The organism is Endozoicomonas sp. 4G, from assembly GCF_023822025.1.
Lineage (GTDB): Bacteria > Pseudomonadota > Gammaproteobacteria > Pseudomonadales > Endozoicomonadaceae > Endozoicomonas_A.
On record NZ_CP082909.1, the window covers coordinates 1,426,292 to 1,448,891 of the forward strand.

Annotated in this window: 24 protein-coding genes and 1 other RNA gene; 14 read left to right on the forward strand and 11 right to left on the reverse strand. The window is 50.2% G+C overall.

From position 1 onward, the window contains the following. Positions 1-19: 19 nt before the first annotated feature. Complete coding sequence (locus K7B67_RS05275; RefSeq protein ID WP_252179321.1) at positions 20-937, reverse strand: pseudouridine-5'-phosphate glycosidase; 918 nt, start codon at positions 935-937, stop codon at positions 20-22. A 271-nt stretch (positions 938-1,208) separates the two neighbouring features. Between K7B67_RS05275 and K7B67_RS05280 the strand changes: the two genes are divergently transcribed. From K7B67_RS05280 to K7B67_RS05320, 9 genes are all read left to right on the forward strand, one after another. Beyond that, positions 1,209-1,796 carry a thymidine kinase gene (locus K7B67_RS05280; protein ID WP_252179322.1) on the forward strand — a complete coding sequence of 196 codons (588 nt, stop codon included), beginning with the start codon at positions 1,209-1,211 and terminating at the stop codon, positions 1,794-1,796. An 88-nt stretch (positions 1,797-1,884) separates the two neighbouring features. Continuing rightward, on the forward strand, positions 1,885-2,607 hold the full coding sequence (locus K7B67_RS05285; protein WP_252179323.1) for a sulfite exporter TauE/SafE family protein: 723 nt from the start codon (positions 1,885-1,887) through the stop codon (positions 2,605-2,607). A 237-nt stretch (positions 2,608-2,844) separates the two neighbouring features. After that, positions 2,845-3,876, forward strand: a complete 1,032-nt coding sequence (locus K7B67_RS05290) for a methionine ABC transporter ATP-binding protein (protein ID WP_252179324.1) — start codon at positions 2,845-2,847, stop codon at positions 3,874-3,876. Further along, on the forward strand, positions 3,866-4,522 hold the full coding sequence (locus tag K7B67_RS05295) for a methionine ABC transporter permease (protein ID WP_252179325.1): 657 nt from the start codon (positions 3,866-3,868) through the stop codon (positions 4,520-4,522). Before K7B67_RS05290 ends, K7B67_RS05295 begins: the two co-directional genes overlap by 11 nt. A gap of 38 nt (positions 4,523-4,560) precedes the next feature. Next, complete coding sequence (locus K7B67_RS05300) at positions 4,561-5,379, forward strand: MetQ/NlpA family ABC transporter substrate-binding protein (protein ID WP_252179326.1); 819 nt, start codon at positions 4,561-4,563, stop codon at positions 5,377-5,379. A gap of 244 nt (positions 5,380-5,623) precedes the next feature. Then, on the forward strand, positions 5,624-6,259 hold the full coding sequence (locus tag K7B67_RS05305; protein WP_252179327.1) for a glutathione S-transferase N-terminal domain-containing protein: 636 nt from the start codon (positions 5,624-5,626) through the stop codon (positions 6,257-6,259). 100 nt (positions 6,260-6,359) lie between these two features. Then, the gene (locus K7B67_RS05310) at positions 6,360-6,821 is read left to right on the forward strand and encodes a ClpXP protease specificity-enhancing factor (RefSeq protein ID WP_346658256.1); all 462 of its coding nucleotides are present in this window, start codon (positions 6,360-6,362) and stop codon (positions 6,819-6,821) included. A gap of 96 nt (positions 6,822-6,917) precedes the next feature. Continuing rightward, positions 6,918-7,520, forward strand: coding sequence for an NAD(P)H-dependent oxidoreductase (locus K7B67_RS05315; RefSeq protein WP_252179328.1), 603 nt, complete (start codon positions 6,918-6,920; stop codon positions 7,518-7,520). A gap of 161 nt (positions 7,521-7,681) precedes the next feature. Next, a complete protein-coding gene (locus K7B67_RS05320) occupies positions 7,682-7,894 on the forward strand; it encodes a YgdI/YgdR family lipoprotein (RefSeq protein ID WP_252179329.1) in 213 nt (70 codons plus the stop codon). A gap of 88 nt (positions 7,895-7,982) precedes the next feature. On the opposite strand, the gene grcA is transcribed toward K7B67_RS05320, so the two are convergent. From grcA to K7B67_RS05345, 5 genes are all read right to left on the reverse strand, one after another. After that, the gene (gene grcA / locus K7B67_RS05325) at positions 7,983-8,366 is read right to left on the reverse strand and encodes an autonomous glycyl radical cofactor GrcA (protein WP_346658257.1); all 384 of its coding nucleotides are present in this window, start codon (positions 8,364-8,366) and stop codon (positions 7,983-7,985) included. Between the two features lie 154 nt (positions 8,367-8,520). Further along, complete coding sequence (locus tag K7B67_RS05330) at positions 8,521-9,093, reverse strand: BON domain-containing protein (RefSeq protein WP_252179330.1); 573 nt, start codon at positions 9,091-9,093, stop codon at positions 8,521-8,523. 50 nt (positions 9,094-9,143) lie between these two features. Further along, on the reverse strand, positions 9,144-9,728 hold the full coding sequence (locus tag K7B67_RS05335) for a phosphoheptose isomerase (RefSeq protein ID WP_252179331.1): 585 nt from the start codon (positions 9,726-9,728) through the stop codon (positions 9,144-9,146). Between the two features lie 170 nt (positions 9,729-9,898). Next, positions 9,899-10,285, reverse strand: a complete 387-nt coding sequence (locus K7B67_RS05340; protein ID WP_256484736.1) for a YraN family protein — start codon at positions 10,283-10,285, stop codon at positions 9,899-9,901. After that, on the reverse strand, positions 10,257-12,170 hold the full coding sequence (locus K7B67_RS05345) for a penicillin-binding protein activator (protein WP_252179333.1): 1,914 nt from the start codon (positions 12,168-12,170) through the stop codon (positions 10,257-10,259). Before K7B67_RS05345 ends, K7B67_RS05340 begins: the two co-directional genes overlap by 29 nt. 224 nt (positions 12,171-12,394) lie before the next feature. Between K7B67_RS05345 and rsmI the strand changes: the two genes are divergently transcribed. After that, complete coding sequence (rsmI, locus tag K7B67_RS05350) at positions 12,395-13,231, forward strand: 16S rRNA (cytidine(1402)-2'-O)-methyltransferase (protein WP_252179334.1); 837 nt, start codon at positions 12,395-12,397, stop codon at positions 13,229-13,231. A gap of 6 nt (positions 13,232-13,237) precedes the next feature. Here rsmI and K7B67_RS05355 read toward each other — a convergent pair whose 3' ends face one another. Further along, the gene (locus tag K7B67_RS05355) at positions 13,238-14,779 is read right to left on the reverse strand and encodes a hypothetical protein (protein ID WP_252179335.1); all 1,542 of its coding nucleotides are present in this window, start codon (positions 14,777-14,779) and stop codon (positions 13,238-13,240) included. Between the two features lie 255 nt (positions 14,780-15,034). On the opposite strand from K7B67_RS05355, the gene K7B67_RS05360 reads away from it, so the two are divergent. Continuing rightward, complete coding sequence (locus K7B67_RS05360; RefSeq protein ID WP_252179336.1) at positions 15,035-15,655, forward strand: hypothetical protein; 621 nt, start codon at positions 15,035-15,037, stop codon at positions 15,653-15,655. A 236-nt stretch (positions 15,656-15,891) separates the two neighbouring features. On the opposite strand, the gene K7B67_RS05365 is transcribed toward K7B67_RS05360, so the two are convergent. The 4 genes from K7B67_RS05365 to ugpB all read right to left on the reverse strand — a co-directional run bounded on the left by K7B67_RS05365 (position 15,892) and on the right by ugpB (position 20,203). Further along, complete coding sequence (locus K7B67_RS05365; protein WP_252179337.1) at positions 15,892-17,043, reverse strand: sn-glycerol-3-phosphate import ATP-binding protein UgpC; 1,152 nt, start codon at positions 17,041-17,043, stop codon at positions 15,892-15,894. Further along, positions 17,044-17,904, reverse strand: a complete 861-nt coding sequence (gene ugpE, locus K7B67_RS05370) for a sn-glycerol-3-phosphate ABC transporter permease UgpE (protein ID WP_252179338.1) — start codon at positions 17,902-17,904, stop codon at positions 17,044-17,046. After that, positions 17,904-18,785, reverse strand: a complete 882-nt coding sequence (gene ugpA / locus K7B67_RS05375) for a sn-glycerol-3-phosphate ABC transporter permease UgpA (protein WP_252179339.1) — start codon at positions 18,783-18,785, stop codon at positions 17,904-17,906. Before ugpA ends, ugpE begins: the two co-directional genes overlap by 1 nt. Positions 18,786-18,895: 110 nt before the next feature. After that, on the reverse strand, positions 18,896-20,203 hold the full coding sequence (ugpB, locus tag K7B67_RS05380) for a sn-glycerol-3-phosphate ABC transporter substrate-binding protein UgpB (protein ID WP_252179340.1): 1,308 nt from the start codon (positions 20,201-20,203) through the stop codon (positions 18,896-18,898). Between the two features lie 196 nt (positions 20,204-20,399). Here ugpB and rnpB point away from each other — a divergent pair. The 3 genes from rnpB to rsmH all read left to right on the forward strand — a co-directional run bounded on the left by rnpB (position 20,400) and on the right by rsmH (position 22,600). Next, an RNA gene (rnpB, locus tag K7B67_RS05385) (RNase P RNA component class A) lies at positions 20,400-20,778 on the forward strand. 409 nt (positions 20,779-21,187) lie between these two features. Beyond that, positions 21,188-21,643, forward strand: coding sequence for a division/cell wall cluster transcriptional repressor MraZ (gene mraZ, locus K7B67_RS05390; RefSeq protein WP_252179341.1), 456 nt, complete (start codon positions 21,188-21,190; stop codon positions 21,641-21,643). Between the two features lie 24 nt (positions 21,644-21,667). Further along, positions 21,668-22,600, forward strand: coding sequence for a 16S rRNA (cytosine(1402)-N(4))-methyltransferase RsmH (rsmH, locus tag K7B67_RS05395; protein ID WP_252179342.1), 933 nt, complete (start codon positions 21,668-21,670; stop codon positions 22,598-22,600).

Consider the following 22,600-nt stretch of genomic DNA (forward strand, 5'->3'; position numbering starts at 1 on the left):
AGTCTGATCAGGCTCTGTGTCAAAGGGGGTTATTGAAATGTCGGGCAATCATTGCTGCCAGTTGAGCGTTGTGCCTTAACATCGATAAATTGGCTTGCAGCAACTGCTCGCCATGGTCTTGAAAGAGATGTTGAAGCAGGAAAGGCGTCAGGGCTTTACCGTGGATACCCTGTTTCTCTGCATGAAAAACAGCATCGTCAATTTTGGGAGCAATCTCTTCCCAGGGCAGGGCATCTGCCTTGGGAAGCGGATTGCAAATGAGTAAGCCGCCACAGGCTGGCAGGGCTAATTGACACTCAATCAGGTGAGCGGTCTGTTCTGGAGAGTCGACTCTGAAATCGACCGAAAGGTTAGATTCGTGACTGTAGTAGGCGGGCAGTTTGTCGGTTTGATAACCAACAACAGGAACGCCCCGGGTTTCCAGAAACTCCAGAGTTTTTGGCAGGTCCAGAATGGCTTTTGGGCCACCACAGACCACGGCAACGGGAGTACGAGCCAGCTCAATCAGGTCAGCAGAAATATCGAGTGTTTTTTCGACGTGCTTATGGACACCACCGATGCCGCCGGTGGTCATTATTGGTATTCCTATCATCGCCGCAATCACCACGGTGGCCGCTACGGTGGTGCCTGCTGACCGTTGGTGACTTATCAAACCTGCCAAATCTCTTCGGCTTGCCTTGTGGAGGGATTTGTTCTCAGATGCGATAAATTCCAACTCCTTTTTCGAAAGGCCTGCTTTTAACCGTCCATTAATGATGGCGGTGGTGGCCGGTTGAACGCCCTGGTCCAGCAGTATTTTTTCCAGCTCAAGAGCGATTTCGAGGTTTTGGGGGAAGGGCAGTCCATGGGAAATAACGACGGACTCAAGGGCTACAACAGGAGTGCCAGAGGTTAGGGCAGAACTAACATCTGGATGGATATCAAGAAAGTTATTCACGATAAAATGCCCTGAATTGGATGAAAGAAAAACCGGAGTCTTTTCTGACGACGTGGGTTTGAGGCATAAAAATGAGTGGGTATTCTGGTATTGCCGATCCCGTGAGCCAGATCAATCACAGTTTAGTTGGAGATATGGGTCACCTCTCTTTTGTTGATAACCTGCTTCGGGAGATGAGTCTGGCTGTCTCAAATACCGAATATTTGCTTATCGCCTGACAGCGGCATATCGCTGTATGCTGTCAATGTAAATTGACAAAGGTGCTCTGAAATTGGCCTCATTCTATTTCTACTATTCGTCCATGGACTCGGGAAAGAGTACTTATCTGCTGCAGGCAGCGCATAATTACCAGTCGGCTGGTAAACGGGTGCTTTTGTTGACGCCAGCGGTAGACGACCGGTTTGGCAGAGGGAGGATTACCTCCCGAATTGGCCTTCAGAAAGATGCGTTGGCCATCGCTCAGCAAGATAACCTTCTTCAGCAGATAACCCGTGAGCACGAAGAGCAAAGGTTGTCCTGTGTCATGATTGATGAAGCCCAGTTCCTGACGGAAGAACAGGTGTGGCAGCTCAGTGATGTGGTTGATGACCTGGGGTTGCCGGTGCTTTGTTTTGGTTTGCGTACCGATGCTTTCGGTCAGGCTTTCCCGGCCAGCGGTGTGCTTCTGGCGGTGGCTGATGAACTGTGTGAATTGAAAAGTATCTGCAAGAAGTGTGAGAAAAAGGCCAGTATGCAGGTGCGTCTGGATGCCGATGGCAATGTTGTCAACAGTGGCAGTCAGGTTCAGATTGGTGGCAACGACAGTTATCTTTCAGTTTGTAGGAAGCATTACAAAGAGCTGTTTGGTCGTCGGGTGTGATTATGGGTACAAATGGCAGTGGATTCTGCTCATGGTAAACAGTTATATTATTGCTCCCTTCCGATAGATTGGATATTGCAGCTTTGTTATGGACCTGAGCCTGTACCAGCTTTTAATAGCCATGCTTGTTGTTTTCCTGGGCTCTTTGGTTCAGGGCATGATCGGTTTCGGTATGGCGATAGTAGCTGCACCCATCCTCTATATCGTTGCACCTTCTCTGGTGCCGGGTACCCTGATCTGTATGGCTTTGTTTCTGTCCCTGCTGACAGCCAGAAAGTATCGGGGGGCGCTGGACCTGGCAGAAATGAAGTATGCTGTGGCTGGCAGGGTTCCGGGTTCGTTGCTGGGGGCTTATCTTCTGCTGGTGGCCTCCAAAGATCACATGAGTCTTTTTATAGGCGCTGCTGTGCTTATGGCGGTGTTTGCCAGTCTGTTTTCCGTAAAAGTTCGAGCGACTAAACTCAGCTTGTTTGTTGCGGGTGTTGTTTCGGGTGTGACAGGTACAACATCCTCTATTGGCGGACCTCCGGTGGCCCTGGTCATGCAGAATGAAACCGGGGACAAAATTCGGGCCAGTCTATCTATTTATTTCGTGTTCAGTAGTTTTATCTCACTGATATTTCTCTCAGCCGGTGGCATGGTGGGTGTTCATGACGTTAAGAATGCCCTGGTGCTGCTTCCAGCCGTATTGCTGGGGAGTAAAATCGCTTCTCATGTATCCCACCGCATTGATCAAAGAGTTATTCGTAATGCTTTGCTGGTGCTGTGCAGTATTGCCGGTGTCACTGCTATTGCTTCGGGTGTTCGATAGCCGGTCTTTTTGCCGGGAATTGCAGTTGACTTTATTTTTTGCGTCGTTTAGTCTTCGCGAAAATGCGCCGATTTGTCTTGGCTTGCGGGCGCACTAGAAATTCGGCTAAAAGAAGGGTTTGTGAACGAATTCGTAAAAAAACCACTCTGTTTAGCGCAGGGTGGTTTTTTTTTGCCCATGAAAAAGTAAAGCTCAGGCAACATCCGCTGATTGGATCTGAATCAGCCAGGAGAAACGATGATAGAACTGAAAAACCTTACCAAGGTGTTTACGGCAGGAGGTAAGGAGGTTAAGGCTCTGGATGACATTAATCTCAGTGTGCCTGAAGGATCCATCTACGGTGTGATTGGCTCAAGTGGTGCTGGCAAAAGTACCTTGATACGCTGTGTCAATTTGTTAGAGCGTCCCAGCTCAGGTCAGGTAGTTGTGGACGGGCAGGAGCTTACTCAGCTGGCTGAAAAAGGGCTTCGTCTGGCTCGTCGCAACATAGGAATGATTTTCCAACACTTCAATCTACTGTCGAGCCGAACGGTTTACCAGAATATTGCGCTGCCACTGGAGCTGGCCGGTGCCAGCCAGCAGGACATTGAAGCAGCGGTGTTGCCACTGCTGGATTTGACCGGCTTGAAAGAAAAGCGGGACAGTTATCCTTCCCAGCTGTCAGGTGGCCAAAAGCAGAGGGTGGCCATTGCCCGAGCCCTGGCCAGTAAGCCTAAGGTGCTTTTGTGTGATGAAGCGACTTCCGCCCTGGATCCTCAGACGACGCGATCGATTCTGGCGCTTTTGAAAGATATTAATCGTGAGTTAAAGATTACGGTGCTGATTATTACTCATGAGATGGATGTGGTGAAAACGATTTGCGATCGGGTTGCCATATTAAGCCATGGTCAACTGATTGAGGAGAACGATGTTGAATCCTTTTTCCTGAATCCAAAAACGGAACTGGCGCGGGAATTTGTCCGCAGTGCCATTCATGAAAAGCCGGTAGCTGAAGTGGAAAGCCGTTTTCAATCAGAACCCACTGAAGGCTCAAGGCCAGTGGTACGGATTACCTTTATTGGGCAGCGGGTCGTACAGCCCTTGATTACCCGGGCAGCAAAGCAGTTTGGTACTGATTTTGTCATTCTGCAGGCCGACATTGAAACCGTTAATGGCAAATCCATGGGCTTTCTGATGGTGGAAATTATGGGTGAAGAGCCAGACGTTGAGGCCTCCATGAAATTTCTTAAAGACAATGTACAGGTGGAGGTGGCGGGATATGTCTGCTGATTCCTGGCTGCTCCTGGGCAAGGCACTCTGGGAAACGGTCTATATGACGGCGGTATCGGGTGGGCTCAGCTTCCTGTTTGGTATTCCTCTTGGTGTGTTGCTTTACATTACCCGACCGGGACGGATTAAAGAAAATGCGGCTTTGAATTCGGTGCTGGGTGCTATCGTTAACGCTACACGTTCGGTGCCGTTTATTATACTGCTGGTGGCGATCATTCCTCTGACTCGCCTGCTGGTAGGCACTTCGATCGGAACAACCGCTGCCATTGTGCCCCTGACCCTGGCGGCCATCCCATTTGTTGCCCGTATTGCTGAAGGTGCCATTAATGAAGTGCCTTCGGGGCTGGTGGAGGCCGCCCAGTCCATGGGCGCCACACCGTTGCAAATTGTCAGTCGGGTATTGCTGCCTGAAGCGCGTTCCGGACTGATTAATGGTATGACCATTACTCTGGTGACCCTGGTCAGCTACTCGGCTATGGCAGGTGCCATTGGTGGTGGCGGTCTCGGTGACCTGGGGATTCGCTACGGCTACCAGCGTTTTGATGGGGTCATCATGCTCGCCACTGTAGTGGTTCTTATTGTGCTGGTGCAGCTGATACAGAGCATTGGCGACCGTTTGCAAAATTATTACGACAGAACTCGCTGATTGCTGGCGAATTACATCATTGAATGGAGAAGTGAAGAATGTTTGCAGTCAATAAAATAAAAGCCCTGGCAGGTGCGGCGCTGGTGGCCGCCAGTGTCCTGTTAACCGGTTGTGGCTCTGAGAATGCCTCAGAAGGTCCTTTGAAAGTGGGCGTTATGGCGGGCCCGGAAGCGGATGTCATGAAAGTCGCAGCAGACATCGCCAAAAAAGACCATGGTGTGGATGTTGAACTGGTCGAATTTTCTGACTATGTTTCTCCCAATGTGGCTCTGGCTGACGGTTCTATTGATGTTAACGCCTTTCAGCACAAGCCTTATCTGGACAGCATGATTCATGATCGTGGCTTCAAGCTGGCAGCGGTTGGCAATACTTTTATCTATCCGATTGGCGCATACTCCAAAAAAATCAAAAATATCAGTGAGCTTAAAGAGGGTGCCAAAGTGGCGATTCCTAACGACCCAAGTAATGAAGGTCGTACGCTGATCCTGCTGGATAAAAAGGGCTTAATTAAGCTGAAAGACGTTAACAATCTGGAGGCGACACCGGCTGACATTGTTAAAAATCCGAAAAAACTCCAGTTTATCGAGCTGGATGCAGCCCAATTGCCTCGCTCTCTGGATGACGTCGATCTGGCTTTTATCAACTCAACTTATGCAGTGCCAGCCGGTCTTCTGCCAGAGCGGGATGCACTGCTGGTTGAAGGTAAAGACTCCCCTTACGTTAACCTGATTGTGGCGCGTGAGGACAATAAAGACGATCCCCGTATCAAGGCGCTGGTCGAGTCTTACCATACACCGGCTGTGGAAGAGAAAGCTAAGGAGTTGTTCAAGGGTAGTGCCATTCCTGGCTGGAAGTAATTTCGGGAAAGCCCGGTGATTTTGTCGGGCTTTATCGCGAAAGTTTCCGGAGCGCCTATTCCGCAGGGCGTAAAGTTTGATAAGATATCCCGTTATTTTCTGGGAGCCAGTAGGGCGGTCTTAAGTCCGACAGGCTTCCGGTGTCGGCCCGTCAGGTCAGTGTGACTCATTCGAATTATGGGATCGAATGAGCAGGCTGGCTCGCTCGGGAGTTCATTTCCTTTGCATGAGGCGGGGGTACTTCATGGCTGTAGTTGCCAAAAAGTCATCCATGATTTTTTTCTCGAACCCATCTGACCATTACTGTCACAGGGTTCGTATTGTTCTGGCCGAAAAAGGGGTCGCGGTGGATATTCAGGATGTAAACCCTGAAAACCTGCCTCAGGAACTGTCTGATCTCAATCCGTATAACAGTCTTCCAACCCTGGTTGATCGTGAATTGGTGCTGTATGAACCAAGCGTTATGATGGAGTATCTGGACGAGCGTTTTCCTCATCCTCCCCTGTTGCCTGTTTATCCGGTCAGCCGTGCCCAGAGTCGTCTGATGATGCACCGCATCCAGAAAGACTGGTGCAGTCTGGTGGATATTATTACCGATCCAAAAACCAAAGAGACGCCCGCGGCCCGTGCTCGTAAAGAACTGCGTGAGAGCCTGCTGTCGGTGGCGCCTATTTTTGCTGAAAAGCCATTCTTTATGAGTGATGAATTTACCCTGGTGGACTGCTGTGTGGCCCCAATCCTGTGGCGGTTGCCAGCGATGGGTATTGAACTGCCCAAGCAGGGTCAGGCCATTCTGGATTATGCTGAACGTTTGTTTGAGCGTGAATCCTTCAAGGACAGCTTGTCTGAAATTGAAAAAGAGATGCGTGACACTCTTTGATATAAGGCGAACCCCGGCAGCACCACTGCCGGGGCTAAAGAGTCTGGCCAGGCAGCATAAGTACTCAGCTGTCGGAAGTTGGCCCGGACGGAGAAAGAATATGACAATGACGAGCAGTCGCCCCTACATTGCCAGAGCTTTGTATGACTGGATTCTTGAAAATGACTGCACCCCTTACATCCTTGTGGATGCGGCCTGTAGAGGGGTAGAGGTGCCCAGGGAGTACGTTAACGACGGTCAGATCGTACTCAATATTTCTCCGGCAGCGGTGCGAGCCATGCATATGGGGAATGACATGATTACCTTTGATGGTCGGTTTGGCGGTGAGGCACTGACCATAGTGGTTCCTATTGAAGCATTGATGGCGATCTATGCCCGCGAGAACGGCCAGGGTATGGTATTTGAAGTTGAACCCTTTGCTGAGTCGGAAGAGGGCGTGGCTCCTCACCTTGAGTTAGAGGCTGTATCGGGTCCCAAGTCTCAGAAAGCTTCTGGTAAAGAAGAAAAAGCTGACAAAACGCCCCGTAAGCCTGGCAGGTCACACCTGAAAGTCATTAAGTAAGTTAAGTCTCATTAGCTAAAATGGCTTCGCTTCAGTGGCATGTTTTCGTTATTATTTCCTGGTATCTAATAATCGGAATGCTTAAAAGAGGTCTTGATGAACCTGACAATTATCTGTGGCAGCCATCGTAAGGAATCTCAGAGTACTCGTATCGGTCATGTACTCAAAAAGCGTGTAGAAACATTGGCGCTGTTTGATCAGGTGGATATCCTTGATCTGGCAGAAAACCCTCTGCCGCTGTGGGATGAGTCCATCTGGTCTGGCAATGAAGAATGGAAGTCCCTTTTGGCTCCCTGGAGGGCTACTTTAAATGCCAGTGATGCCATCGTTGTGGTGGCACCGGAGTGGAACGGCATGGTTCCTTCCGGCCTGAAAAACTTTTTCCTGTTCTTTGGTCCTCAGCAATTAGGGCATAAGCCGGCTCTGATTGCTGCGGTGTCTGCTGGACAGGGTGGCTCTTACCCTGTCGTGGAGTTGCGTTCAAGCAGCTACAAGAACTGTCGCCTCTGCTACATTCCAGACCATCTTATTGTCCGCCATGTGGCTTCTGTGATGACCGGTGAAAATGCAGAAGCTGATCAGCATATGCAAGACCGTATGGATTACAGCCTTGCTGTCCTGAAAGAGTATGCAGTTGGCTTGAAAAGTGTGCGAGATAGCGGCGTTATTGACCATAAGACTTTTCGAAACGGCATGTAAGCCCCATTCAGAGGGCGCTGATTGCGCTCTCTTTCTCTCCCCTTCGAAATAGTGCTTCTGTTGCCGAAATGTGCGCTTGATTGACAAGAAAATCGGGATTTCTGGTTGCAGACCCGAAATCTTTTCCTAAGCTGTGATGATGGTTTAGCAGGAGTTTTTTTATGAAGCGCATTAACCTGATTCTTGTTTTAATCATCACCGTTCTTCTGGTTGGCTGTGCCAGCCCTCACGTTATTACCCTTAAAGACGGTCGTTCAATCACGACGAAAGATACTCCCCGTATGAAACCTGACGGATTCTATCAGTATGAAACGCTGGATGGTCTTGAGGCTAGCGTGAATGGTGATGAAGTCCTCGAAATTCATCAAAAATAATCTTTTTCTCAAAAGATTGTTATGAAAGAGATGGCATAAGGAAGGATTGCAAAGCAGAGGAAAGCGGAGCTTTCCTCTGGGGAGATGTTTACATCTCGCTGGTAAAGGTGCGGGTAATCACGTCGCGCTGTTGCTCAGGTGTCAGGGAGTTGAAACGAACAGCGTAACCGGAAACCCGAATGGTCAGAGAGGGGTACTTCTCAGGATTGGCTGCGGCTTCTTCCAGTTTCTCCCGGGACAGAACGTTAACGTTCAGGTGCTGCCCACCTTCCCGGATGGTTTTTTCTTCAAACGTCAGTTCAATCTCGCGACTTTCGAACGTACCCAGTTTTTCTACCGGTAGAACGGTGTCGTTTTCTAGCTCATCGCCTTTGGAGCAAATCAGACGGGCCTCTTTACTGGCTTCATCGATCAGCCAGATGGAGTTGACCAGAGCTTCATTTTCGCAGGAGGTGATTTGGATGCCTTTCATGATACGTCTTAATCCTTAATGATCTTGCGTTATGCAAGTTGGAGAAATTGGTTTACATCATATCAATCTCATCAAGCATATTAAGTAAGCAATATTACTTAGCTTATTAAATGTGTCACAGACTGGTGTGACTGTGCCAGCTCAAATGATGGGACTACTGAATGTATTCGAAGACTTTAACTATTCTCTGAACACCGCCGGTGTTTCTGACAATATCAACCGCCGCCTGAGCCTGTGCGGGAGTGGTCAGTCCCATCAGGTAGACAGTGCCTTTTTCTGTATTGACCTTGATGCGGTCCGCAGAAACCTCCTCACTCTTGATCAGGTTCGCTTTCACTTTTGTCGTTAGCCAGGAGTCATTGCTCTGTTCCAGCAGGCTGGCGTTACTGTCTAAAGTGAGCTCGTTGTAAACCTTGTCAACTTCACTCACATTGCCGACGGTTTCTTCTGCAAGGCGCTTCAGCTCATTGCTGGCTACCTGGCCGATGAGCAGAACGGTGCCATTAAAGCTGACCACTTTAATTCGACTGTCTTTAAAGCGCTCATCGGTTTTTTGAATGTTAACAGCTGATATGGTTTCAATGGTTTGGTCGTCTATTAGGTTGCCCCACGAACGTTCGGTGGGGTCTGCACGGATGGGGTCTTCATTGACGCTGCCTACGATGGTCGAGCAGCCCCCCAGCAGAAACAGTGAGTTGGCTAAAATAAGGGCGCATAAACGCTTCACCTTGTTATCTCCTGACCGGTGATTTATTGAATGGAGTCTTGTGCTGAACGTTACTCTCCGGAAAACAGGTATTCATCAATCAGATCGCACAGGCAATGAATGATCAGTGTATGAACTTCCCGAATACGCGGAGAGCTATTGTCAGGCACCCGGATTTCAATGTCTTCCGGGTGCAGCAGTCTCGCCATATCACCACCGCTTTTACCCGTCAGGGCAATGACATGGACATCCCGGTCATGAGCGGCCTGAATGGCCTGGACGATATTGGGGCTGTTGCCCGATGTCGAAATGGCCAAAAGGATGTCGCCCTGTTGCCCCAGTGCCCGCACTTGTTTTGAGAAGACTTCGTGAAAGCTGGTGTCATTAGCAATGGAGCTTAATGTCAGGCTGTCGGCACACAGGGACATGGCTGGCAGTGAAGGTCTTTCCCGTTCATAGCGGTTGAGCAGCCCGGAAACGAAATGTTGGGCGTCGCCAGCGGAGCCACCGTTGCCACAGGTCAGGATTTTTCCTTCATTGAGAAGGGATTGCACCATCATCTCGGAGGCCTGGGCGATCAGCGGGGGCAGGCTGTCGGCAGCACGGATCTTGGCGTCAATGCTGTCTGAAAAATGTTGCGTAATGCGCTCATGCATGTTTCAAAATCCCGAATGGTTCGACATCGTGTCTTTCGCAATAGGCATGTTCTTTTGTTGAGGGCATTTGAAAATCGTGAAAGCCTTATGAATTTATGAGAAGTAGAAAAGGTTAGTTTACCGTGATTTTTTTTTCATTACCGCTTTTTATCTTTTTTATGTCGTTGGGTCTAAAAAATCCCCTTAATCCATTCTATATCCCCTTCGGAGTTTTCGTCACGGTGTGTCGATGAATGTTTGAGTAAAAGAGCATCAAAACGGCAAAGCCTGTGCTGATGCTGCGAGTGAAGGGCCAGAAAATGGCCAGCCGCTTTTCTGATTTTATGCTGCTTGTGGATGGTAATGGACTCGGCGGCAGAGCCGAATTGTGAGGGTGATCTGGAGCGAACTTCTATAAAAACCAGCGTTTCCCGGTCGAGCATGACCAGATCTATCTCTCCTGCTTTGCAGGCATAGTTTCTCTTGACCAGCTGCATCCCCCGGGTTTTGAGATAGCTCAAAGCCCGGTTTTCTGCAGAAAGCCCCTGTTTATTCTGAAGTTTTAATTGCCAGAACATCGGCTTTATCTTGTGCTGGGATGGGCAGGGGTTTCAGTCGACCACCTCGGAAGACCTGCCAGGAAAGTTCTCTTTCCACCTGGTGTTTGCTGTTAATGCTGAGCAGGCCTGTTAGCCCTTTCAGGCGACTACCGGGCAGGTTGGCAAGTTGTTGCAGACGGGGGGACAGCTTAAAAACGTCGGCACCCATGGCATAAAGGCTGCCATACAGGCCTCTTGAGTTGCTCCAGGTGGCGCGAATATTGGACTCAAGACTGCCTTTCTGGTCAGGCAGGTACCAGGTCATCAAGGGGATTCTCAGGTTGTCCAGATCCTGATCCCTGCTGGGATCGACTTTACCAGAGTATGCACTGGAAGTGGCATAAATAGGGAGCTTGCCAGCGTACTGGTAAGAAAGGGCAGGTTTGAGCTGGCGGGCTTCCTTGGCATTGGAGGGCATGTAGATCATGTCGACATCACGTCTTCTTTGGGGTGCAAAGCCGAGCGGCTCCCTCAGCACCCGGCTCAGCTCCCTGGCTCGTTTCTGACTGTCGTCAACCAGCAGAGCCTTACCCGCCAGTTGGCTGAATTCGGTTCTCTCGTTGAATTCAGAAACACCGGCCACCTCGCCACCGAGTTTTGTCCATTCGCTGACAAAACTGTTGGTTGCCCTGTCACCCCATGACGTTTCCGGACGCAGTATCAATACCCGACGATGACCGTCCAGTATACCCCTGCGGGCTACGGCTCTGGCTTCATCTTCAGTGGATAGGCCGTACTCGAAGAAGTTGTCGTTTTGAGCTGGCTGGCTGCCATTGTCTTCCTCATTATCTGCCAGCGTATTCAGCGCGAGGACGGTAACGCCTTCAGGTGTGTTTTCTTTTAACAGGCCCACGTTAATTTTATCAAGGGGGCCGATGATCAATGTGATGCCCTTGCTTTTAGCTTCGTTAGCCAGTTCGACAACGTCTTTGCCGTGGGTGTCTATTATGCTCACTTCGGGCAGGGGCTTTTGGGCATCAGACAAGTTCTGGTAGTAAGCGGCGAGGAAGCCGTCTCGAATGGCTCGACCCGCAGAGGCCAGAGGGCCGCTGACCGGAAGAAGAAGCGCCATTTTGTCGGGTTGTTGAGTGCTGGCTATCTGAAGCGCGGCGATGTCTTTTGGTAAATAGGCTGTTGCCGGATGCTCCGGCCAGCGAGTGCGCCAGCTGGTCAGGTCAGCGAGTTGTTGCTCCAGTGATTTGCCAGGGCGATAAACCAGAGCGATTTGCAGCCAACCTTTCATGGCCTGATTGTTGGTTTCGCTGGCCAGGTCGGTCAGGCGTTCCTTTGGTGCATTAAGCAGAGTTTCCCAAAAGGCGTCGCGGTCTTCAGGCTGTTGGTCGAGCCTGCTGATGTCAGACAGCATGCTCCATTCATCGAGGGCAGCAGCGTATTCTCGGTAGCGATTGTAGGCTCTGGCTTTGAGAGTATGGCTTTGATCCTGAAGCTGGATGTTGCTGCTGTTAATGACGGAGGCACGATCCAGCCAGAAGAAAACTTCCCGGTTCTGTCCCATTTGCTCAGCAATGCGGGCTCTTGCCAGTGCCATTTCTGCCTTCAGAGGTTCAGGCAGTTCGTCGTAATTCAGGCTGTCCAGAATCGCTTGTGCCCTGACTGTCTGGTCATCGGTCAGCTGTCTGGCAGCCTGGATTTTGAGTCTGGCGCTTTCTGGAAATGAGCTGCGTTTCGCTCGTTCCAGCAGTTGATCTGCTGCTTCTTCCGGGGTGAGTTCATAGGCGGGTGAAGGCAGTTCAACCACTTTGCTGGGCTGTGTTGAGCATCCTGTCAGCACGGCGCTGATTAGCAGTGCGGTGATCAGGATACGCTTGGAAAAGCCCTGGCGCATAAAGAGGCCCTGGCGCATAGAAAAGTTCTGGCTCATAAAAATCGGAGTCGACCGAACTGTTGTTGATCTGTGCATTCTACCCCAACATAGCCTGTGCGTCAGCCTGATGGGAAAGAGTAGAGGGATTCGGTTGTGAAGTATTTTGTCAATGGCTCTTTGAAGAGGGTACACTTCCGGCCGTTTGACTTTTAATTTTCCCGACTATGAACAGCCTTCATAGTGGAACAACTGGCTGGCAGGATATGTCTGAAAGTACCCTTTTTATTGTTTCAACCCCCATTGGTCATCTTGATGATATGACGCCGAGAGCCATTGAAGTATTGAAGCAGGTGTCAGTGATTGCCGCAGAAGATACCCGTCACAGTCGGAAGCTGCTTAATCACTTTGGGATTGAGACTCCCATGGTTCCCTGCCATGAGCACAATGAAAAGCATCAGGCGGAGGTGTTATTGGCCCGATTGCAGCAGGGCGACTCCGTGGCCCTGATCAGTGACGCCGGAACGCCCCTGATTTCAGATCCGGGTTTTGTGCTGGTGCGAAGAGTCAGGGAGCAGGGGATTAAAGTGGTGCCTGTTCCCGGTGCCTGTGCGCTGGTGGCGGCTCTGTCGGTCAGTGGCCTGCCAACAGACAGGTTCTATTTTGAAGGCTTTTTACCCGCCAAATCCTCTGGCAGAAAGAAAAGGTTGGAAGCGTTGGGTTCGATGACTCATACCTGGGCTGTCTATGAATCCACGCACCGAATTCTGGACAGCCTTGCCGATTTTCGGGAAGTGTTGGGCGGAGATCGATATATCGTGCTGGCCAGAGAGATGACCAAAACCTTTGAGACGGTGCTTGCAGGCAAGGTGGCCGTGGTGGAAAAAATCTTACAGGAAGACGCTAATCAGTGTCGCGGCGAGTTTGTGGTTCTGGTTGAAGGGGCTGAAGAGCAGAAGGAAGAGGCGGTTGATCCTGAAACCGTTAAATTACTGCAACGGCTGTTGCAGGAGTTACCCGCTAAAAAAGCCGCCGCAGTGATCGCTGATGTGTCCGGCTATCGTAAGAAGCAGCTTTATGAGTTGTCGCTGACGATGAAGTAAGTGATTTCATAGGATCAACAAGATCGCCAGAGTTATTATGACCCCCAACCCTGAAATCGCTATGGGTTTAAGCGCCGGTGAAATAGAAGCCACAGGAGCACTGATAGAAGCCACAGGAGCACTGGAGGCGGCGTCGTAGTTCCTATCAGTAATACAGGGTGTAGGGATTATTGAGCAGTTTTCTGATTCAAAGAAGAACTGACCTACGAGGTTGGCCAGTCCACTGCAGGCGGTGGCAGTGGAGTTATTGATGGCTGCCCAGGTATTAACGATCTGGTTGATGCTATAAGGAGTGGTTGCTGGCATAACAATAGATGAGTTTGTTGGTTCTTCACACTCAGCTCCCAGTGGTAATGGATTAACGGCTTTCAGGCCGAAGAGTTGTGGCAGTTGCTTCCATGGACTGACGGCCTGCAGGTGGTTACAGGCCAGAGCCAGTTGCAGGGAAGCATTGACGATGATAGCGTCTGCTGTTACCTGGATCTGATTGCCTGCCAGATTAAAGAGAGGAGGTTCGACGTCGGTATCATTGTGACCTAAAAAAGCGAGCCCCCCCTGCAGTGGATATCCTCCCATAACGAGAACAAGATAGGTAACTCCAGCATTAGATGCCTTGATTATGTTTCTGAAGACATCGAGACGGGTTCCGGGTCCAAGAATAAATTCACCTGCTTCTGCCATTTTCCCGAGAAATGTGTTGCCAATAATAGCGAGCCTCCGAAACTGGTTCTTAATGGCAGGGAGACTGATATGTATCCCTAAGCTGGGAGTAAGCTCACCACCCACAAGCATTGGGATAGCCTTACCTATGACGGTATTGTTAGTGAACAGTAGACCCGGGCCGGTACGTGTCTCATTGTTTGATGCATCCAGCGGTTTTTTGCAATTAAGGTCAACCGCAGTCCAATAAGGAATGCGGAATATGTTGTTCTCTATAACCAGTCTTCGGTTATAGCATTCTGCTAAAACAATGGCGGTAACGGGGATTAGGCCCTTAGGTTCAAATGGCAGGAAAGTAACGTGACTTATATGACAGTCTTTTGTTTCCCCAAACTGGAAATGGTCAGGGGTTCCAACCCTGACCATTTGTTCTTTTGGATAAGATTGTTGGACCGAGATGACGATTTCAAAACCGTCATCAGCAGCCCCGATAATGAGCTGGCCGTTCTTCAAAACGATTTCATTGCCAATAAGGTAGTTAACCGGGGTTTTACCCGTCACAGAGTCAGCGACTAGAGGAGGCGTCGTCACTGAGGGTACCGTGTTGGAGGAGAGCAGTATCACGGTGTTTTCAGCCATCCCATTGATCAACTGGGCTATATCTTCTGCTGGGTCGGCACTGAGAACAACACAATCCCGCCCGTAAATAAGGCCGTTGTACTGGTTTAGTCGTTGCTGAACCCCTGTCGTGTTTCCTGAAAGAGTGTCGCACGGTACCGTTGCAGGGGGCGGTGTGCCAGGCTGAGTCGTTTGAGCATGCAGGCTCAGAGCCTGTAACAGGAGTAAAGGAGCGAATAACCGGGTCAGATGATTTTGCAATTTGGTCATGTCTAGAGCTCTCGGAATAATTTCTCAGGTTCTGAGAGAGTGTGGCAAAACCTCGCAAGTTAAGCATATCACCTGCTTAGTCGCCTCTCTGGTTTGGAAATCTTCGTGGTAGATTAGCTCTATGTAATCCAATCCGGTGAATTTATGCCTTGAAGTTTGCTCAGGTTTTCAGTTTAAGCCAAGGGTTACGAGCTATACTTGGTCATCGCTTCTATCGTGTCTCCTACGCTTTTGTCGGGGCGGGAGTGTATTTTGATGAAAACTAAACAATGCTCGTTAAAAAAACGAATTGGTAACGTTATTTTTTGTTTTCTCTTCATCATTAATTTTTCCAAATACCCTGTTTTTGCTGAAGAAAATACTGAAGACAATGCTGATAACTTACCCTATCAACCGTCTGTGATAAGGTGTCCGAGGGCTAACGAGACGTACTATTTTCATTGCGGGGAAAGGGGGATATACAATTGTAGTGGAATTGTATCACCAGAAGGGAGTGCAGGTATTGAGGTCAATGGGACCTGCGTTAACCCTGAGTCAAAAGAGCAATGTACATTCTACTCTTCGTGCGTTTTTAATTCTGATGAAATGGATTATGACGGAAAGCTCGATTTTATTACATGCAAATCTTGTTCAGCCCAGTATAAGTGGTCTAATTCGTCGTTGACCGGCGGCAAATTTGTGATTTGCAGACCTAAAGGCTGTATGCCTGGTTGTAGAGGTAAACCTGGCCCAAAACATTCGGGTAAACATCCTGCAGGCTCCATCGTAGAAGGGATAATTGGAGAAGTTACCGCTTTTGCTTTGATGGGTGCAATTGCTTCAGTGTGCTACCTGGTTTACAAACGTCGCCACAGGGCAGCTTATCAGAATTTGTAGTTCAGCAGCCCTGCCATACATACGATATGCGTCGTGCAGCCCCTGAATCGCCAAATGGCATCCAAACCCTGTTCGTCCTGAGCAACCAAACCCCGTTCATCCTGAGCGGAGTCGAAGGATGTGGACTCCGAACCAACAATAAAGATCGTGCCAACCACCCTTCGACTCCGCTAAGGGTGAACGGAGTCTGGGAGCCATTGATAGAGGGAGCCCGTCAATTACATTGAAATCGTGTACTAGGCAACCACCGAGCCCTGTGTGTTTTCGTTGTGGTTAACTGCTCCATCAGCAGAGTTCACGTTTTGAGTCGACGAAGTCAGGGCACACTCAATGCGTTTTTCAGTGTTAGCATCAAACAAATGAACATGCTTTGGTTTGATCGCCAGACCGAGTTTGTCGCCTATTTGAACCGGCGTGTGTCCTTCAACACGAACGACTAACTTCTGAGATTCGCTACCCTCTGTGCAGCAATAAAGCAGCAAGTCGGCACCCAGGGATTCAATCAATTCCACTTCTACCTGCAACCATGGGTTATCTTCGCTGATTTCTAAATGCTCTGGACGAAGTCCCAGTTTTACCTTGCCCAGGTCCAGCTTCGCCGTGGAGGTAGGCAGCAGAGCGCCGTCTATTGCAATGCCGTTGGTCGTTACATCACCGTTCAGGATATTCATCGAGGGTGAACCAATAAACGTCGCAACAAACAAAGATGCAGGGTTGTCGTATATCTCCAGCGGCGTACCAACCTGTTCCACGTTACCTTTGTTGAGCACTACCAGCTTGTCTGCCAGGGTCATCGCCTCAACCTGATCGTGGGTTACGTAGATGGATGTGGTCCCCAGGCGGCGCTGAAGTTTCTTGATCTCCAGACGCATCTGAACCCGCAGTTTGGCATCCAGGTTGGACAGCGGCTCGTCAAATAGAAACACTTTGGGTTCACGCACGATAGCACGGCCCATGGCGACACGTTGACGTTGTCCACCGGACAGTTGACCCGGTTTGCGGTCGAGGAGATGATCCAGCTCCAGCATCTTTGCGGCTTCATGAACCAAACGATCGATGTCAGCTTTGGGGGTTTTGCGGTTGCGCAGACCGTAAGCCATATTGTTGTAAATCGTCATGTGCGGGTACAGGGCGTAGTTCTGGAAGACCATCGCGATATCACGCTCACTGGGTTCCAGATCGTTAACCCGGGTGGTGTCGATTTTCAGCTCACCCGAACTGATCTCCTCCAGGCCTGCAATCATCCGAAGCAGGGTGGATTTACCGCAGCCGCTGGGGCCTACCAGCACGACCATTTCACCGTCGCAGATATCAAGGTTCAGTTTTTGGATCGCCTGGTAGCCGTTCGGATAACATTTAGCGATATTTGAAAGAGTTAATGTGGACATTTATTTCTCCGAATCTACCAGACCTTTCACAAAGGCTTTTTGCATGGCAATAACCACAAGGACAGGTGGCAGCATTGCGATAATGGTGGTGGCCATGATTTTGTTCCATTCCACTACGCCATCCGTGACACTCAGCATTTGTTTAATGCCCATAACGATGGTGTAGTACTCTGCGTCGGTGGTGATCAGCAGTGGCCATAGATATTGGTTCCAACCATAAATGAAGGTAATCACGAACAGGGCAGCGATGTTAGTGCGGGACAGTGGCAACAGGATATCGAAGAAGAACTTGATCGGTCCTGCGCCATCAATTCGTGCGGCTTCTACCAACTCATTGGGCACCGTCAGAAAGAACTGGCGGAACAGGAAAGTCGCCGTGGCACTGGCAATCAGCGGGATGGTTAAGCCGTAGAACGAGTTGAGCATATTGAGGTCAGTGACCACCTCAAACGTCGGCATGATCCGTACTTCAACGGGCAGCATCAGCGTAAAGAAGATCATCCAGAACGCCAGCATCCGACCCGGAAAACGGAAGAATACCACGGCATAAGCGGACATAAGAGAGATGGTCAGCTTACCGATGGTAATGCACATCGCCATAATAAAAGAGTTGAGTAACATGCTGCCAATGGGCAGGGCATTCATGGGCAAGGCATAGTTACTATCAGTACTGTTGCTCAGCAAGTCGCGAAAAACACTAAAGCCCAGGTCCCCAAACCAAAGGGGGGTGCCGGTGGCGAATGCGCTGTTTTCGTGAGTGGTTGCAACGATCGCAATCCAGACCGGAATCGCAATAGAGACAATGCCAAGAATCAAAATGACATGGCAAAACAGATTAAAAAGCGGTCTTCTTTCAACCATTAGTACGCCACCTTCTTCTCAACATACTTAAACTGTATAACGGTCAGGGAAGCGACCAGGATCATCAGAATGACCGACTGTGCGGCTGATGAGCCCAAATCCAAGCCAATAAAGCCATCGTTGTAGACTTTGTAAACCAGCGTCGAAGTGCTGTTGCTCGGACCGCCCTGGGTCATCGCATGGATGATGGCAAAGGTATCAAAGAACGCATACACAAAGTTCACCACCAGCAGGAAGAAACTGGTGGGCGAAATCAGTGGGAAGCTGATGGTGATAAAGCGTTTTATGGGACCACTGCCGTCAATTGCTGCCGCTTCGTGCAGGGATTTTGGCACCGACTGAAGCGCCGCAAGGAAGAACAGGAAGTTATAGCTGATTTGCTTCCACGTCGAGGTGATCACCACCATCCACATCGCATGGCTGCCATTGAGGGTGGGATTCCAGTCAACGCCAAACAGGTTCAGGATTTCGGCGATGACACCGATGGTTGGATCAAACAGGAACAGCCATAATGAGCCAGCCACAGCCGGGGCAACGGCATAAGGCCAAATCAGGAAGGTGCGATAGGTGGTGGCACCACGGGTGATTTGCTCGGCAAAGGCGGAGAGCACCAATGCGCTGACCAGTGCGAGTACGGCAACACTGATGCTGAATTGCAGCGTGGTCAGCAATGAATCCAGATAAAGTGGGTCCTGAAAGAGCCTTATAAAATTCTCCAGGCCGACAAACTGACGGCTCATGCCGAAGGCATCTTCCAGTTGTGAAGATTGGAAAACGGCTTGTCCTGCCGGCCAGATGAAGAACACCAGGGTGATCACCAGCTGAGGCGCGATGAGCGCAACCGGAAGCCATTTGTGCTTAAAAACAACGGGTGAAGACATTCAAATACCAAAATCAAGCAGGGTGTGTGAACGAGTTCCCCACCGGATGAGGGTGGGGAAAATGCGTATCTGAGAAAAAAGTGAGAAAAAACTCAGCGCATCAAAGCTCGCTATTTCTGCGTGCGTTCAAAGCGGCGCAGTTGCTCACCACCACGACGAACAGCATTGTCCAGGGCTTCCTGGGCGGTGGCATCACCCGCCCATACCGCTTCCAGCTCTTCGTTGATAATGTCACGGATTTGCAGGAAGTTACCGAAGCGAATACCTTTTGAGTTCACCGTTGGCTCGGTAGAGGTCATTTGCAGAACCGCTACGTCGGTGCCCGGATGCTTCTCGTAGAAGCCTTGCTTTTTCGTCAGCTCGTAAGCGGCTTTGGTGATGGGCAGGTAGCCTGTGAACTGGTGCCAGTCGGCCTGAACTTCCGGACTTGACAGATAGCTGAAGAACTTGGCTACACCTTTGTACTCTTCACTTGAGTGGCCACGAAGCACCCAAAGCGAGGCACCACCAATAATGGTGTTTTGTGGTTTGGCAACCAGCTCCGAATTGTAAGGCAATTGGGCAACGCCGACATCAACGTCTTTCATGTTCTCCTGAATGCCCGCAAGACTGGCTGAAGAGCCCATGGTCATTGCACATTGCTGGGTGTAGAACAGCGGCATACCTTCATCTTGGCGACCGCCGTATTTAAAGAGGCCTTCTTTCGACCACTGACCCATTCGATCGATATGGTTAACGAACCTTGAGTCGTTGAACTTCAGTTCCGCATCAAGCCCCGCAAAGCCGTTGTTCCTGGTGCCTACCGGAATGTTATTACGTGCGCCGAAGTTCTCGATCTGGGTCCATGACTGCCATGTTGTACTAAAACCACAGGTTGCACCAGAGGCCAGTAGCTTGCGAGAGACTGCTTCCATCTCTTTCCAGGTCTTGGGTGGTTGCTTTACACCGGCCTTGGCAAACATGTCTTTGTTGTAATAAAGCACGGGCGTTGAACTGTTGAATGGCAGAGAAAGCATCTTGCCTTCGTTAGTGGTGTAGTAGCCGGTGACAGCGGAAAGGTAATCATCCGGGTTAAAAGGCTCTTTAGTGTCCGCCATCAATTGGTGAACCGGGTAAATCGCCTGTTTCGCGCCCATCATGGTGGCGGTGCCAACTTCGAATACCTGCACAATTTCTGGCTGTTCTTTTGCCCGGAAGGCGGCGATGGCGCCGGTCATGGTTTCTGCATAGCTGCCTTTGAAGACAGGCTTAATTTCATACTCTGACTGGCTGGCGTTAAAGTCTGCGGCAATCTCATTGACTTTGGTGCCCAGCGCACCGCCCATGGCGTGCCACCACTCAATCTCTGTTTTGGCTTGTGCCTGCGTGCTGATCAGTGCCGCTGCAACGGCGAGGCCAGCGAGGGGTTTAATGGCCATAAGTAATGATTCCTTTTACAGAGTGAATAGAAAAGTGAACAGTAAATAATCAAGATGACATTTTGGTTGCAGAAATATGACACTGGTTGGTTACAGAAATATGACAATGCCATCCGGTTGATATTTTGTTGATGTTTTAAGAGTGCGAAATGAATGAATTGCAGTGAAGGAAATCATTCGGTAGTATTCGCCGCCTCGAGTTGGCCGGGCAGTCGCTGTCAGATGCTGTTTTCAGTAGCTGGTGGAGGAAAGTCCGGGCTCCAGAGGGTAAGGCGCCAGGTAACGCCTGGGGGGCGAAAGCCTACGGAAAGTGCAGCAGAGAGCAGACCGCCTAAGTCGCCATCCGGTGACCGGTAAGGGTGAAAGGGTGCGGTAAGAGCGCACCGCATGGCTGGCAACAGTTCATGGCATGGTAAACCCCGCCTGGAGCAAGACCAAATAGGAATCCTGAGGTGTGACCCGCACTGGATTCGGGTAGGTTGCTTGAGGTGTCTGGTGACAGACATCCCAGATGAATGATTGCCCAGACCTGTTGACAGGTTGGACAGAACCCGGCTTACAGGCCAGCTCGAGACTTTCTTTTTCTTCCTCTTTCTATTCCCGGAACCACAGCAGCCTTTTTTGTCATAGTTGGGGTTGTGTCCATCAGAGTCGGCCGTTGTCTAAAATTTTTACAATTTTTTCAGGCGGCTTTTATGCTTCATGGGCTTAAACAATTCTTCTCTCCAAGCTGCTCATTTTTATGCACTTTTTTGATGCAGGGCACTGGTTATCGGCTTTCCGGATAAGTCAATTCTTTGACTCGTCAGACAGATTCTGACCTTGACGTGGGTTTTTCAGGTTCCTATAGTGTGCTTCAGTGGAGTAAAGTGGATAAATGTGGAGTTTAATGAGCATGATGTGGGGATGAAGGGTGTCGGTGAACACTTTTTCTCTTCGGATTGCAGCCTGCCATTCTGTCTGATTTGACTTGGGGGAATCGGTTTGTTTCGAGGGGTTAATGCCATCAACCTCGATGCCAAGGGGCGTCTTGCAGTACCTACCCGTTATCGGCAGGTATTGAAGGATCGTTGTGAAGGCAGCTTGGTGGCAACCATCGATACCGACGAGCCCTGCCTATTGATTTATCCGCAGGATGAGTGGGAGTCCATTCAGGCAAAGATTGAAGCCCTGCCCAGTTTTCATCCGATGACACGCCGAATACAAAGACTTCTTATCGGACACGCCACCGACATTGATATGGACGGCAGTGGCCGAGTTTTAGTACCTCCCTTGCTCAGGGATTATGCAGGCCTGAATAAACGCTGCATTCTGCTGGGGCAGGGCAAAAAGTTTGAACTCTGGGATGAAGCCTGCTGGAACCAGCGGCGAGACGATTATCTTCAAGAGGCCAGTGAATCCACTGAAGTGCCGGTTGAGCTCCAGTCTTTGTCCCTGTAATGGGTATACGCCCGGGCACGATAGATGACATTGCAAGAGCAATCAGATCAGCACATTACCGTGCTGTTAAAGGAAGCGGTTGAAGCGTTGGTGACAGACCCGGACGGTCTCTATGTTGACGGAACATTTGGCCGGGGCGGACACAGTCGTGCAGTTCTGGAAATGCTGTCTGACAAAGGCAGGCTGATAGGGATTGATAAAGATCCGAGGGCGATTGCCGCAGCACAGGAGCTGGCCGGAATGGATAGCCGTTTTTCCATATACCACGGCTCTTTTACAGAGTTGGAAGAGGCTCTTACGGGTCAGCAGGTGGATGGGGTTTTGTTGGATCTGGGGGTTTCTTCACCTCAGCTTGACAACGCTGAGCGGGGCTTTAGTTTTATGCAGGATGGCCCGCTGGATATGCGGATGAACACTACCGGGGGAGAAAGTGCGGCAGACTGGATTAATCGAGCCGAAGAGCAGGAAATCAGCAAGGTGATCTGGGAGTTCGGCGAAGATCGCTTTTCGCGCAGAATTGCCAGGGCTATTGTCAGGGAACGAGAAGCAGAGCCTGTTACGACGACGAAGCGGCTGGCGGCCATTATCGCCTCAGCCAGTCCTTCCAGAGAGAAGGGCAAGCATCCGGCTACCCGTGCGTTTCAGGCCATTCGTATCCATGTCAATCGCGAACTGGACGATCTGGTGGATGGCCTGGATATCGCATTGGAGGTGCTCAAACCGGGTGGGCGTCTGGTGGTGATCAGTTTTCATTCACTGGAAGACCGGATCGCCAAAAGGTTTATCAGAAAACAGGCCAAAGGCGATGAGCTGCCGCGCTGGATGCCAGTGACGGAAGACCAGTTGAATAAAAGAATGCGGCCCATTGGTAAAGCGATCAAGCCGGGTGAACAAGAGGTTAAAGCCAATCCAAGAGCGAGGAGTGCCGTTATGCGAATTGCCGAGAAGCTGAGCTGA

Bases quoted from the DNA above. Each gene is read 5' to 3' on its own strand.
- K7B67_RS05360 (WP_252179336.1), top strand. From the start codon at position 15,035: ATGAAAACTAAACAATGCTCGTTAAAAAAACGAATTGGTAACGTTATT.
- K7B67_RS05300 (WP_252179326.1), top strand. From the start codon at position 4,561: ATGTTTGCAGTCAATAAAATAAAAGCCCTGGCAGGTGCGGCGCTGGTG.
- K7B67_RS05310 (WP_346658256.1), top strand. From the start codon at position 6,360: ATGACAATGACGAGCAGTCGCCCCTACATTGCCAGAGCTTTGTATGAC.
- K7B67_RS05320 (WP_252179329.1), top strand. From the start codon at position 7,682: ATGAAGCGCATTAACCTGATTCTTGTTTTAATCATCACCGTTCTTCTG.
- K7B67_RS05285 (WP_252179323.1), top strand. From the start codon at position 1,885: ATGGACCTGAGCCTGTACCAGCTTTTAATAGCCATGCTTGTTGTTTTC.
- rsmI (WP_252179334.1), top strand. From the start codon at position 12,395: ATGTCTGAAAGTACCCTTTTTATTGTTTCAACCCCCATTGGTCATCTT.
- K7B67_RS05345 (WP_252179333.1), bottom strand. From the start codon at position 12,170: ATGCGCCAGGGCCTCTTTATGCGCCAGGGCTTTTCCAAGCGTATCCTG.
- K7B67_RS05365 (WP_252179337.1), bottom strand. From the start codon at position 17,043: ATGTCCACATTAACTCTTTCAAATATCGCTAAATGTTATCCGAACGGC.
- K7B67_RS05305 (WP_252179327.1), top strand. From the start codon at position 5,624: ATGGCTGTAGTTGCCAAAAAGTCATCCATGATTTTTTTCTCGAACCCA.
- K7B67_RS05295 (WP_252179325.1), top strand. From the start codon at position 3,866: ATGTCTGCTGATTCCTGGCTGCTCCTGGGCAAGGCACTCTGGGAAACG.
- K7B67_RS05290 (WP_252179324.1), top strand. From the start codon at position 2,845: ATGATAGAACTGAAAAACCTTACCAAGGTGTTTACGGCAGGAGGTAAG.
- K7B67_RS05315 (WP_252179328.1), top strand. From the start codon at position 6,918: ATGAACCTGACAATTATCTGTGGCAGCCATCGTAAGGAATCTCAGAGT.
- grcA (WP_346658257.1), bottom strand. From the start codon at position 8,366: ATGAAAGGCATCCAAATCACCTCCTGCGAAAATGAAGCTCTGGTCAAC.
- ugpB (WP_252179340.1), bottom strand. From the start codon at position 20,203: ATGGCCATTAAACCCCTCGCTGGCCTCGCCGTTGCAGCGGCACTGATC.
- ugpA (WP_252179339.1), bottom strand. From the start codon at position 18,785: ATGTCTTCACCCGTTGTTTTTAAGCACAAATGGCTTCCGGTTGCGCTC.
- K7B67_RS05335 (WP_252179331.1), bottom strand. From the start codon at position 9,728: ATGCATGAGCGCATTACGCAACATTTTTCAGACAGCATTGACGCCAAG.
- rsmH (WP_252179342.1), top strand. From the start codon at position 21,668: ATGACATTGCAAGAGCAATCAGATCAGCACATTACCGTGCTGTTAAAG.
- K7B67_RS05340 (WP_256484736.1), bottom strand. From the start codon at position 10,285: ATGTTCTGGCAATTAAAACTTCAGAATAAACAGGGGCTTTCTGCAGAA.
- K7B67_RS05355 (WP_252179335.1), bottom strand. From the start codon at position 14,779: ATGACCAAATTGCAAAATCATCTGACCCGGTTATTCGCTCCTTTACTC.
- ugpE (WP_252179338.1), bottom strand. From the start codon at position 17,904: ATGGTTGAAAGAAGACCGCTTTTTAATCTGTTTTGCCATGTCATTTTG.